Source organism: Bradyrhizobium sp. 25ACV, from assembly GCF_054863005.1.
Genome location: NZ_JAVAYO010000006.1, coordinates 92,754 through 105,324, shown reverse-complemented (window position 1 = coordinate 105,324; position 12,571 = coordinate 92,754). Strand labels below are relative to the sequence as shown.

Here is a 12,571-nt window from a genome sequence, read left to right as displayed (position 1 = left end):
GATCAAGGATTTGACCGTAACCACTCCGAAAAGGCGCGGATGGTTCTTGCGCGCGGATGGCCTGCCTTACTGACCACATGGAAGCCATAGCCAGGCAAGCTCAACTTGAACGCCTTCACGAGCGTACCGGCGGCGAGGTCGTGTGCCGTGAGCACATCACTGAACACGCCTATTCCTTGTCCCGCGATCACCGCCTCGATGGCGTGCAATTCCTCGCGGAAACTCAGATGCTGCATGTCCTTGAACGGGGGGACGTCACGCCATCTGCGCTGAGCCGCGGCGAGCCATCGCTGCCAGGTGGGCGGCTCACGATCGGCGGGCGACCAGTAAGAGTGGATCAGGACGTGACTTGCGAGGTCGACCGGTCGCATCAAGCGCCCCGTTGCAAGCAGGCGCGGACTGCAGACGGCCCAGAATGTATCGGTGAAGAGATCTTCCACGATGCCGTCTGTCGGTCGTACTCGGCTGGTCGCGTAGCGAATGGCGACGTCGCCGTCTCCGGCCTGCAGATCGAGCACCGTGTCAGTGCCGATGACCTCCAGCGGCACGTCGGGATGCAACTTGCGCCACAGGGGTAGGCGGGGCACGAGCCAGCGGCTGGCGAATGCGTTGGTCGTCGTCACCCGGAGAGGCTGTTGGGCGCCTTCCTGCTTGACGCTCGCAATGGCCGCGGCAAACACCTCGAGCCCACCGCGTATGGCGGGGAAAAGCCGCGCTCCGGCATCGGTCAGCGAGAGCGGCCGAGGTCTGCGGCGAAACAGAGCGCGACCGCAATATTGCTCGAGCAATCCGATCTGGTGGCTGATCGCCGTTGGCGTCACACCGAGTTCTGCCGCTGCCTTCTTGAAGCTCAGATGGCGGGCGGCGGCTTCAAAAGCGCGAAGCTCGATCAGGGGCGGGAGCTTGTGCATGCCCGCCCAGTCTAGGTGAAACTAATTCATCGTCACCTGAATTCTTCGGATTTGCGCCGAGATGGTGCTCGGTCGAGGATATGGCGGGTCAAGCTGAGGAGATCAGGTCATGTCGTCCATCGCATCTGTCGCCAGCGCTGCCGCCGATCTTGGCGCCTCCTTCGGAGGACAACTGCTCAAACCGGCGGATGAGGGCTATGAGGAGGCGCGAAAGGTCCATAACGGGCTGGTCGACAAACGGCCGGCATTGATCGCCAGGTGTCGCAGCGTGGCCGACGTCGTCGACGCCGTCGCTCTTGCGACCAAGCTCGGCCTCGAGGTCGCCGTTCGCGGCGGTGGCCACAATGTAGCAGGACGCGCGACCGTCGACGGCGGGATCATGATCGACCTCTCGCCCATGAAGGGCGTCCGGGTCGACCCGGTCGGCAAGACCGTCTGGGCACAGGGCGGGGCCACCTGGGGCGAGCTCAATCGCGAAACGCAACTTCACGGACTTGCGGTCACTGGCGGCGTGGTCTCAACCACCGGGATTGCCGGCCTGACCCTCGGCGGAGGACTGGGCTGGCTGATGGGCAAGTTCGGTCTGGCACTGGATAATCTGCGGGCCGTCGAACTCGTCACCGCCGATGGCAAGGTTTTGCGCGCCAGCAGGCAAGAGGAGCCCGATCTGTTCTGGGCCCTCCGCGGCGGCGGCGGAAACTTCGGGATCGCCACCAGTCTCGAATACGATCTTCATACCGTCGGACCGATCATGACCGGCGGCCCGATCGTCCATCCCATCGAACGCTCCCGTGACGTGCTCGAATTCTTCCGGACCAGCACGCGGTCGCTCGCGGACGAGCACATGCTGTTCGCATCCCTGACGCATGCGCCGGACGGCTCCGGCACGGAGGTCGCGGTCCTGGTCACCAGTCACTGCGGTCCGTTGGCGGATGCCGAGCGAGCGGTGCGGCCGCTGAAACAGTTCGGGACTCCGATCCTGGATGCAGTCGGGCCGATTCCCTATTGCGACCTCAATCGCATGCTCGACGCCAACTATCCGAAAGGCGCTTTCAACTATTGGAAATCGAACTTCCTCGCGGAGCTCAGTGATGGCGCGATTGCGACCATGATCGATTGTTTCGCGCGCTGCCCGACTCCCATGGGGCAGTTCCTGGTCGAACACGTCCATGGCGCGGCGGCCCGCGTCGATGCCGGGGATACGGCATTCCCGCATCGGCAGGAGGGCTATAATTTCCTGATTCTCGCGCAGTGGATGCAGGCCAGCGATACCAGCCGTTGCATGTCCTGGGCGCGCGACACCTACGAAAGGATGCGGCCTTTCTTCGCCTCCGGCCGCTATGTCAATTATCTCGACGATGACGAGACAGGCGATCCTGTCGCGGCCGCCTATGGACCGAACTACCGGCGCCTGCAGCGGATCAAGGCGAAATACGACCCGACCAACTTCTTCCGCATGAACCAGAACATCCGGCCCCTGGCCTGATTGCCGGTTGAGGATTTCGTCGCTCCCATGGGCCGTGTTGATCTCTTCGGGAGGATTCGAGAATGGCTGTCGTGTGCCGACCCGCTTGTAGCGACGATTTGGCGAGAACCGACGAGATCGTGGTCGCCAGCATCAACGAACTCACGGAACGGCGGGGGTTCGGCAAGATGGCGTCCTCCCGCCCGCAGCATTTTCAAGCCTTTTCGCTTGCGGATGATCCCGAAGGTCTATGGGTTGCCGAGGACGATGGAGACATTGTCGGTTTCGCGTGGAGTTGGGTGTGTGGCGAGCTTTGGTTCTTGGCGCAGCTGTTCGTGGCGCCTGATCGCCAGAGCGACGGCATTGGCAATCAATTGCTCGGCAAGTCATTCGCTCACGCGGCAACGCGCGGAGCATCCATCAAAGCGCTGATCACCTTCACCTTCAACAATGTGTCTCAAGGCCTCTACATCCGCCACGGTCTATTCCCGCGCTGTCCGATCTACATGGTCAGCGTGCCCCGTGACCGCCTGGCGTCACGGTTGGCCGAGCCGCTGCGTCTTGAACCTCTTGCCGCCGCGACGGCCCGGTTCGAGGACCTGGTGCCCATTGATATCAGCGCTCTCGGCGTCTCCAGAGCGAAGCATCACCGATATCTCCTGGGCGACAGCACGACGAACGGGTTCACCATTCACGCCGGCCGTGAGTGCGTTGGGTATGTCTATGTTTCGGATGGGCATATTGGTCCGCTCGCGGTCCGCCGGCCAGATCTGGTTGGCCCCGCCTTGGCGGCTGCGCTGTCGCTCGCGGCACGGAGCGATGCTCCAACCATCTCGGCCTTCGTGCCGGGCGCGAGCGAGCCGGCGCTCAAGGTGGCGATCGACCACGGCATGCATGTGACGTTGCCGATGCTGCTGATGTCCAATCGACAGTTCGGAGATTGGGTTAGTTACCTCCCGCGCAATCCGGGCTTCATGTAGATCTGGCAGGACTTGCGATCCTGCGTTGGCGGAACTCTGACTCGGCTGCGCGAACGATTCTGGCGTACATGCTGCGTTTGCAAGCCGACCTCGCAGGGGCTATGTCCGGGCCTCCCGGACAAGAGCCCTGACATGACAATCTCCGATGACAACGACCTGACGCGCCTGAAAGAGATCGGGCGCATCGTCGCCAATACGCTGGAGGCGATGGGGAAGGCGATTGAGCCGGGCATGAGCACCTCCGAGCTCGACCAGATCGGGCGAAAGCTGCTGGAGGCCGCCGGCGCGCGTTCGGCCCCGGAGCTGGCCTACGAATTTCCCGGGGCGACCTGCATCAGCGTGAACGAGGAGATCGCTCACGGCATACCGGGCGAGCGGCGGATCGCGCGCGGCGACCTCGTGAACATCGACGTGTCAGCCGAGAAGAACGGCTTCTTTGCCGACACGGGTGCTTCCTTCGCCGTTCCCCCCGTAAACCGCGCGATCGAACGTCTTTGCCGGGATGGCCGGCGGGCGATGTGGACAGGCCTGCAGCAGGTCGGCGCCGGCAAGCCGATTGCCGGGATCGGCCAGGCGATCGGGACCTTTGCGCGGAAGAAAGGCTACAGCCTGGTCAGGAATCTGGCCAGTCACGGCGTCGGCCTGTCGCTCCATGAGGAGCCGACGGAGATTGCAACCTGGCCCGACCGCTCCGAACGCCGCATCATGAACGATGGCCTCGTGTTCACCGTCGAGCCGTTCCTCTCCATGGGCGCCGAATGGGCGGAGAATGGCGACGACCCATGGACGCTCTACAGCAGCCCCGAGGCGCCGACCGTTCAATACGAGCACACCGTGATCGCCACCCGCAACGGACCTTTGATCGTGACGCTGGCGGGTTAAGGCCGCCGACGCCGGAGCCGGATCACGTCAGGCGGTCGATGATCTGAAGGAGCCGGTCGCAGGATGCCTCGATCCTTTTGAGTGGAGACGTCGCGACGCCCAGCAACAGTCCCGGGCGCGCCGAAGCCTTCGAGGCATACCAGAGCGAGAGCGGCGTGGGCGCCAGTCCGAACGATGCAGCTTGCCTGGATATGGCGAGATCAGGCGCTCCGTCCGGCAAGCGCAGGACCGCGGCCAGTCCTGCAATCGCAACGTTCGTGGTGCGCGTTCGAAGCTGCTTCAGCAATGCATCGCCTTGCGCGGTGTAGGCGCGCTTGGTGCGCCGCAGATGCCGCAGATAATGGCCCTCGCGGATGAAGTCTGCCGTGGCGAGCTGCACCGCGGGTCCGGGAGCCGGCGCGAGGCACGCCGCGGTCTCGGCGAATCGCGACGCCAGAGCGGCCGGTGCAACGACAAAGCCGAGCCGTAGGGCAGGGGTTACGGTCTTGCTGAAGGAGCCAATGTGGATGACGCGGCCGGCGCGATCGAGCGAGGCGAGTGCCGGCGTGGCCCGGCCCTTGAGCTGGAGCTCGCTGAGATAGTCATCCTCGATCACCCACGCGTTGTTTTGGGTCGCCCAGTCGAGCAGGCGCGATCGACGTGCCAGTGACAGCGTGGATCCGAGCGGCGCCTGCTGCCCCGGCGTCACGACAACCAGCGCGGCGTCGGGCGCTTGTTGCAGGCCGTCATCGACATTGATCCCATCCGCGTCAACCGTGATCGGCACGATCGACAATCGCGCAAGTTCGAGGCCGTACCTAGTGAAGGGAAAGCCAGGATCCTCCATCCAGACTTTCTTCCTTTGCCCGAGGTCGAGGACACGGAGCGCCAGGCCGAGGCCGCCGCTGAAGCCGCTGGTGATGATGATCTGGGACGGTGCGCATTCGATCCCGCGCGCCAGCGCAAGGTAGGCCGCGATCTCGCGGCGCAAGCCCAGCTCGCCCCGCGGGTCGGGGTAGATCGCAGGTGCGCTCATCTCGACGCGAACCGCCCGTGCGCGCATTCGCGCGAGCAGCGTCGCAGGAAAGGTCTCCTGCGAAGGAACGCCCATCTGGAAGATCGCCGGCCCCGCCGTGAGCTCCTGGTACATCTCCATGAACGAGCCGGGGTCCGGCGCCTTGTCCCGCCGCACGGGAATGGACGGTCGGTCGGCGACATGCGTGCCTGTCGCGCGGGCCGCGATGATCAGCTGGGCCGATGAGAGCTTTTCATAGGCTGAGCGCACGGTGCCGCGCGCGACGCCAAGCTGGGCCGCCAAATCCTGCCATGAGGGCAGCCGCGCGCCCGGGGCGAGCACGCCGCGCTCGATGGCGGCCCTGATCCCCCGGTGGATTTGCTCCGCCAGCGGCGTCTTCGCCGACCGGTCGAGCTTCAGCCGCAGCGATCTGGTCATGATCCTTGGTACACGATTTTCCCGCGTTCTTGGTCCTTTTTTATAGACCACGGCAGGGGCATCTGAGGGAGGAAGAGGGGCTCCCTCGATCATCAAGGAGAAAGCGGATGAGTGAACGTCTCAACTACAACCACATTGCACCGGCAGGCGCGAAGGCACTGGGCGGCGTCTATGGCTACGTCATGCAGAGCGGGCTTCCCGCGACGCTGGTGACCCTCGCTTACCTGCGCATCTCGCAGATCAATAACTGCGCCTACTGCCTCGACATGCACACGCGGGATCTGCTGAAGAGCGGTGTGAAGGTCGAAAAGCTCGCGCTGCTGCAGGCTTGGGCCGAGGCCGGCGATCTCTTCGACGACCGCGAGCGCGCGGCCCTCGCCTGGGCCGAGACTGTCACCCGCGTCGCCGAGACCAACGTGCCCGATGAAGCCTATCAAGCCGCCCGCAAGGTCTTCAGCGAGCGCGAGCTTGTCGATCTCACGATCGCAATCAGCCTGATGAATGCGTACAATCGCATGTCGATCAGCTTCCGAAATACGCCGCAGGCCGCGCTCGAGAAGGCGGCCTGACGGATCGCGCGGCATCAGCCGAAATGCAAAGCAGGAGCTTGAAGATGATGAGTGTGATTTCCGGCGTCAAAATCCCCGACAGCAAGCTGGCGCGCGAGGCGGCTGAACTGGTGCGCAGCTACGAAGACGATATGCTTTTCAACCATTCCGTCCGGGTCTACGTCTTCGGCGCCATGAAGGGGCTGCGTCAGCAGCTGAAATTCGATCCCGAACTTCTCTATGTCGCGGCGTTGTTTCACGATCTCGGCCTCGTCGACCATTACCACACGCAGACAAAGCGATTTGAGGTTGACGGAGCCGACGCTGCGCGTGAGTTCTTGCGGGCGCGCGGCATCGCCGAGCCGCAAGCCGATCTGGTGTGGGAGGCAATCGCGCTGCACACCACGCCCGGCATTCCGCAATTCATGCGGCCGGAAATCGCGCTCACCAACGCGGGTGTCCTGGTGGACGTCGTGGGCATTGGCTATGACGACTACACGCCGGAGCAGCGCGACCAGGTGATCTCGGCGTTTCCGCGCGGTGACTTCAAGAACGAGTTCCTGAAGGTGCAGACCTGCTCGGCGCTGAAGAAGCCGCAGACGACGTTCGGGACGGTCAATTTCGACTACATCGAGGATCACGATCCCAGCTTCCGCAAGCCGAATGCGTGCACGCGCATCCGCAGCACGCCCTGGCAGAGCTGAGCCGATGACGGCATTCGCCGCACGCCTCCGCCGCCCTATCTCCGGCGGAAACTGAACGGTTAGGATCCGGGGCGAGGCGGCGCGCTCGAGCGGCGAGGGCGCGTTGGTTTCTTCTGCGGAAAATACGGGTTCACCACGCAACTCGCCGAACGCCCGACGGCGAGATATCGGCACTGCTCAAGCGAGCCGTAGCGGCAGTCGAAATAGCCGACGGGGCCGTAGATCTGCATGCACACGGGATAGCTCGGATCGTAGGTCTGCGCGCGTGCGGATCCGCCCGCGAGAAGCAGGCCGATCGCGACCAGTGCGAGGCGAGGGTGGCGCATCTCAGCGCAGGAAGTAGCCTGGGGAATAGCCGGGCGTCTGCGCACGCGGACGATTCTGATAGGCGTAGGGGTCGTCGCTTTGGCCGGCGAAATACGGATTGGCGATGCAGGTCAGCGCGCGTCCCGATGCGCTTGCCTGACACTGCGCGTAGGTGTCGAACCTGCAATTGCTCAGGCCCGGCCATTCATCGCCGGTGAGGCAGAATGGATGATGCGTGCCGAACGCGCGTGCGGGTGTTGATGCGCTCGACACGAGTGCAAATGTGGCGAGTGCAAGCGAAAGTGTGGCGACAATGGGGAGGACAATTCGTCTGCGCATCTTCAATTCTCCATCACGGGAATGTGCGCGCGACGTTGTTACGCGCGCATGCAATTTATCTCGTGTCGCCGACAATGGAACTACAGAAAACACTTATTTCAAAGGGTTTCCAGAACGCGCTGATAAATCTTCATTAATGAAGCGCGGGCCTTTGGAGCGAACTGTTGCGTCGAGGTTACAGCAATTCCATCGATCACTGTTATGACCACGCTGCGGCCAGGGGGCCTAACGACGAAACTGGAACGGGACTCAAATGAAGAAGAATTTGTTGCTTGCCGCTGTGAGCCTTGTCGCGCTGAGCGCGACTGCGCCGGCGCTGGCTGCCGACCTCGCAGCTCGGCCGTACACCAAGGCGCCGCCGGCGGCGATCGCCGCGGTCTATGACTGGAGCGGCTTCTATATCGGCGTCAACGGCGGCGGCGGTTCGGCGGACACGTCGTGGAACCTGGTCGGCTTCGGTGCGGAAGGCTCGCACAACTCGACCGGCGGCACGGTCGGTGGTCAGGTCGGTTATCGTTTGCAGTCCGGCCAGTTCGTGTTCGGCATCGAAGGCCAGGGCAACTGGGCCGACTTCTCGGGTGACAACATCAGCGGCATCACCGGATTCCGGAATCGTACGCGCGTCGACTCGTTCGGTCTGATCACCGGCCAGGTTGGCTACGCCTGGAACAACGTCCTGCTCTACGCAAAGGGCGGTGCGGCTGTCGTCAGCAACAAGTACGACGTCTACAGCACTGTCACGGGTGCTAACCTCGACCGGGCTGACGAGACCCGCTGGGGTGCCACGGTTGGCGCGGGCCTGGAGTATGGCTTCGCTCCGAACTGGACGGTCGGCGTCGAGTACAATCACATCTTCCTTGGCGACCACGACATCACCTTTGCCAGCGGCGCTGTCGAGCGCGTCAAGCAGGACGTCGACATGGGTCTCGTCCGCCTGAACTACAAGTTCGGCGGCCCGATCCTCGGCCGTTACTGAGACTGATCGCTCGTCATCGAGCGGTCCTCGAAAAGCCCCGGCTTAGGCCGGGGCTTTTTATTGCGTGAATTCAGCGAGTTAACCATTGCTCATGGAGGTCGTCCGCCATGCTTGACTCTTGAGAACGAAATGAGAACAATGTTCTTCATACGTTCCAACAAGGGAGCAAGCCATGTTCAGGGTTTTCGTGGAAGAGGCCGCCGCACTGGCGTCGATCACGCTGTTCGTCGGGATGATCGCGATCTGGGCGCAGGTCATACCGCAGCTCTAGGGGCAGCGGTTTTGTAAACCGCTGCTCCCCTTTACTGGTGCCCCCTGGGGAAAAGCAGGACGACGCGGCCAATTGGCCGCTCCGGCGTGGACTCTGAAGCGGCGACACCTCACCATTGCGAGGCGAGTCGGCAAACGAAGGCAAACGGCGAGTGCATGATGCCTTGAGGAGCCGGCGACCGCTCCATTCCATCTGCAAGAGGCCGTCACGCGACCATGCCGAGCGCCGGATTTGTCCACCTTCACGTTCACTCGGCCTATTCGCTGCTCAAGGGCTCGATCAAGATCGCCAAGCTCGCCGAGCTTGCCAAGAAGGACCACCAGCCGGCGCTGGCGCTGACCGACACCGACAATCTGTTCGGTGCGCTGGAATTCTCCGACAAGATGGCGGGCTCCGGTATCCAGCCCATTGTCGGCTGCGAGCTGGCGATCGATTTCGGCGACCAGGATCCGAATGCGCGCAACGCGATGGGGCCGTCGCGCGTGGTGCTGCTGGCCGCGCAGGAGCGCGGCTATCGCAGCCTGATGCGGCTCAACTCGCGCGCCTTCCTCGAATCGCCGGATAGCCACGCTCCGTTCGTCAAGTTCGACTGGTTCAAGGGCGAGACCGACGGGCTGATCGCACTGACGGGCGGACCCGACGGGCCGATCTCGCTGGCGCTTGCCGGCGGTCATGCCGAGCTTGCCGCCCTGCGCTGCGAGCGTCTGGCCAGCCTGTTCGGCGACCGCCTCTACATCGAATTGCAGCGTCACAACACCGAGAAGGAACGGCGCGTCGAAAGCGGCCTGATCGACATGGCCTACGCCAAGGGACTGCCGCTGGTCGCGACCAACGAGCCGTATTTCGCCGCGACCGACGATTACGAAGCGCATGACGCGCTGCTGTGCATCGCCGGCGGGCGGCTGATCGCCGAGACCGAGCGCGAGCAGCTGACGCCGGATCATCGCTTCAAGACCCGCGCCGAGATGGCGGTGCTGTTCGCCGACATTCCGGAGGCGCTGGCCTCGACAGTGGAGATCGCCGAGCGCTGCTCGTTCCGCCCGATGACGCGCAAGCCGATCCTGCCGTTCTTCACCGTCGGCGCCGCGTCGAGCTCGGACGCCGCCGCGGTCGAGGCGGCCGAACTGAAGCGCCAGGCGGAGGAGGGGCTCGCCAATCGCCTGCGGGTCCACGGCCTGTCGCAGGGCATGACGGACGAGGATTACAGCAAGCGCCTGGCGTTCGAGCTCGACGTCATCATGCGCATGAAATACGCGGGCTACTTCCTGATCGTGTCCGACTTCATCAAATGGGCGAAGGGCCAGGGCATTCCGGTCGGGCCGGGCCGCGGTTCCGGCGCAGGCTCGCTGGTGGCGTGGGCGCTGACCATCACTGACCTCGACCCGATCAAGTTCGGCCTGCTGTTCGAGCGCTTCCTCAATCCCGAACGTGTCTCGATGCCGGACTTCGACATCGACTTCTGCCAGGACCGCCGCGGCGAGGTGATCAGGTACGTCCAGGAGCGCTACGGCCGCGACCAGGTTGCGCAGATCATCACCTTCGGAACGCTGCAGGCGCGCGGCGTGCTGCGCGACGTCGGCCGCGTGCTGCAGATGCCCTATGGCCAAGTCGACAAGCTGACCAAGCTGGTGCCGCAGAATCCGGCTGCGCCCGTCACGCTCGCGGCCGCAATCGAGAGCGAGCCGAAGCTTCAGGCGTTCCGCGACGAAGATCCGATCGTGGCGCGCGCCTTCGACATCGCCCAGCGCCTCGAAGGCCTGACCCGCCACGCCTCGACCCATGCCGCCGGCATCGTGATCGGCGATCGCCCCTTGAGCGAGCTCGTGCCGCTCTACCGCGATCCCAAATCCGACATGCCGGTGACCCAGTTCAACATGAAATGGGTCGAGCCGGCGGGCCTCGTCAAGTTCGACTTCCTCGGCCTGAAGACGCTGACCGTGCTCGATGTCGCCTGTAAGCTGCTCAAGCCGCGCAACATCGACGTCGATCTCGCGACGCTGCCGATCGACGACGCCGAGAGCTACCAGATGCTGGCGCGCGGCGAGGTGGTCGGCGTGTTCCAGGTTGAAAGCCAGGGGATGCGGCGCGCGCTGGTCGACATGCGCCCCGACCGTTTCGAGGACATCATCGCGCTGGTGGCGCTGTATCGCCCGGGTCCGATGGCGAACATCCCGACCTATTGCGCGCGCAAGCACGGCGACGAGGAGCCGGAATATCTGCATCCCGTGCTGGAGCCGATCCTGAAGGAGACCTTCGGCGTCATCATCTACCAGGAACAGGTGATGCAGATCGCGCAGGTGATGTCGGGCTATTCGCTCGGCGACGCCGATCTGCTGCGCCGCGCCATGGGCAAGAAGATCCGCGCCGAGATGGACAAGCAGCGCGACATCTTCGTCGCGGGAGCGGTGAAGAACGGCGTGCCCAAGGCGCAGGCCGAGACCATTTTCGAGCTGCTGGCCAAGTTCGCCGACTACGGCTTCAACAAGAGCCACGCGGCGGCCTATGCGCTGGTGTCCTATCACACCGCCTACATGAAGGCGCATTATCCGGTGGAGTTCATCGCGGCGTCGATGACGCTCGATCTGAACAACACCGACAAGCTCTCCGAATTCCGCTCCGAGGCGCAGCGCCTCGGCATCAAGGTCGAGCCGCCGAACATCAACCGCTCCGGCGCGACCTTCGAGGTCGGCGACAAGGTCATTTACTACGCGCTCGCAGCGTTGAAGGGCGTCGGCATCCAGGCGATCGAGCAGATCATCGAGGAGCGCACCAAGCGCGGGCTGTTCACCTCGCTCGCCGACTTCGCGGCAAGGGTCAATCCGCGCGCGATCAACAAGCGCATCATCGAAAGTCTCGCCGCCGCCGGCGCCTTCGACACGCTGGAGCCGAACCGCGCCCGCGTCTTCGCCGGCGCGGACTCGATCCTGGCCGCCTGCCAGCGCGCGCATCAGGCCGAGACCATCGGCCAGAACGACATGTTCGGGATGTCGGCGGATGCGCCGACCATCATGCTGCCGCAGATCGAGCCCTGGCTGCCGGCCGAAAAGCTCCGCCGCGAATACGACGCCGTCGGCTTCTTCCTGTCGGGCCATCCGCTCGACGATTACGCCACCGTGCTCAAGCGCCTGCGGGTGCAGAGCTGGGCCGAGTTCTCGCGCGCGGTCAAGACCGGTGCCACCGCCGGCAAGGTCGCGGCCACCGTGGTCTCGCGCATGGAGCGGCGCACCAAGACCGGCAACAAGATGGGCATCATGGGGCTCTCCGATCCCACGGGCCACTTCGAGGCGGTGCTGTTCTCCGAAGGCCTCGCGCAATATCGCGACGTGCTGGAGCCGGGCGCTGCCGTGCTGCTGCAGCTCGGTGCCGAGCTGCAGGGCGAGGACGTTCGCGCCCGCGTGCTGCATGCCGAGCCGCTGGATGACGCCGCCGCCAAGACGCAGAAGGGCCTGCGAATCTTCCTGCGCGACACCAAGCCGCTGGACTCGATCGCCAAGCGCTTGGCCGGTCCCGACATGGCCGCCTCGAACGGCGCTGCGCCAAAAGTCGGCAGCCCGGGCATCGCACCGCGCTCGAATGGCGACGGTGAGGTCTCGCTGGTGATGATGCTCGACCTCGAGACCGAGGTCGAGATGAAGCTGCCCGGCCGTTTCAAGGTCTCGCCGCAGATTGCCGGCGCGATCAAGGCGGTCGCGGGCGTGGTGGACGTGCAGCAGCTCTGATACTGTCGGCACCGCCGCAAACCAAAGCTTAACTATTT

General features: G+C 64.1%; 11 protein-coding genes. 7 read left to right on the top strand and 4 right to left on the bottom strand.

All coding sequences use genetic code 11. From position 1 onward, the window contains the following. Positions 1–2: 2 nt before the first annotated feature. Positions 3–911, bottom strand: a complete 909-nt coding sequence (locus tag RAD04_RS15610; protein ID WP_461624478.1) for a LysR substrate-binding domain-containing protein — start codon at positions 909–911, stop codon at positions 3–5. Positions 912–1,020: 109 nt separating this feature from the next. On the opposite strand from RAD04_RS15610, the gene RAD04_RS15605 reads away from it, so the two are divergent. The 3 genes from RAD04_RS15605 to map all read left to right on the top strand — a co-directional run bounded on the left by RAD04_RS15605 (position 1,021) and on the right by map (position 4,238). Continuing rightward, positions 1,021–2,397 (top strand): FAD-binding oxidoreductase, encoded by a 1,377-nt coding sequence (locus RAD04_RS15605; RefSeq protein ID WP_461624477.1) that lies wholly within the window; start codon positions 1,021–1,023, stop codon positions 2,395–2,397. Positions 2,398–2,459: 62 nt separating this feature from the next. Next, positions 2,460–3,356 carry a GNAT family N-acetyltransferase gene (locus tag RAD04_RS15600; protein WP_461624476.1) on the top strand — a complete coding sequence of 299 codons (897 nt, stop codon included), beginning with the start codon at positions 2,460–2,462 and terminating at the stop codon, positions 3,354–3,356. Positions 3,357–3,488: 132 nt separating this feature from the next. Continuing rightward, complete coding sequence (map, locus tag RAD04_RS15595) at positions 3,489–4,238, top strand: type I methionyl aminopeptidase (protein WP_461624475.1); 750 nt, start codon at positions 3,489–3,491, stop codon at positions 4,236–4,238. A 22-nt stretch (positions 4,239–4,260) separates the two neighbouring features. On the opposite strand, the gene pdxR is transcribed toward map, so the two are convergent. After that, positions 4,261–5,670 carry a MocR-like pyridoxine biosynthesis transcription factor PdxR gene (pdxR, locus tag RAD04_RS15590; RefSeq protein WP_461624474.1) on the bottom strand — a complete coding sequence of 470 codons (1,410 nt, stop codon included), beginning with the start codon at positions 5,668–5,670 and terminating at the stop codon, positions 4,261–4,263. Positions 5,671–5,777: 107 nt separating this feature from the next. Between pdxR and RAD04_RS15585 the strand changes: the two genes are divergently transcribed. Next, positions 5,778–6,239, top strand: a complete 462-nt coding sequence (locus tag RAD04_RS15585) for a carboxymuconolactone decarboxylase family protein (RefSeq protein WP_461624473.1) — start codon at positions 5,778–5,780, stop codon at positions 6,237–6,239. A gap of 44 nt (positions 6,240–6,283) precedes the next feature. Beyond that, positions 6,284–6,922 (top strand): HD domain-containing protein, encoded by a 639-nt coding sequence (locus RAD04_RS15580; protein WP_104461597.1) that lies wholly within the window; start codon positions 6,284–6,286, stop codon positions 6,920–6,922. A 59-nt stretch (positions 6,923–6,981) separates the two neighbouring features. Here RAD04_RS15580 and RAD04_RS15575 read toward each other — a convergent pair whose 3' ends face one another. Together RAD04_RS15575 and RAD04_RS15570 are read right to left on the bottom strand one after the other, a co-directional pair. Beyond that, positions 6,982–7,248, bottom strand: a complete 267-nt coding sequence (locus RAD04_RS15575) for a DUF3551 domain-containing protein (protein ID WP_461624472.1) — start codon at positions 7,246–7,248, stop codon at positions 6,982–6,984. Between the two features lies 1 nt (position 7,249). Further along, complete coding sequence (locus tag RAD04_RS15570) at positions 7,250–7,567, bottom strand: DUF3551 domain-containing protein (protein WP_461624728.1); 318 nt, start codon at positions 7,565–7,567, stop codon at positions 7,250–7,252. Between the two features lie 253 nt (positions 7,568–7,820). Here RAD04_RS15570 and RAD04_RS15565 point away from each other — a divergent pair, with 253 nt between their 5' ends. Further along, positions 7,821–8,543 carry an outer membrane protein gene (locus tag RAD04_RS15565; protein WP_091965788.1) on the top strand — a complete coding sequence of 241 codons (723 nt, stop codon included), beginning with the start codon at positions 7,821–7,823 and terminating at the stop codon, positions 8,541–8,543. 486 nt (positions 8,544–9,029) lie between these two features. Then, positions 9,030–12,533 (top strand): DNA polymerase III subunit alpha, encoded by a 3,504-nt coding sequence (gene dnaE / locus RAD04_RS15560; RefSeq protein ID WP_461624471.1) that lies wholly within the window; start codon positions 9,030–9,032, stop codon positions 12,531–12,533. Positions 12,534–12,571 lie beyond the last annotated feature (38 nt).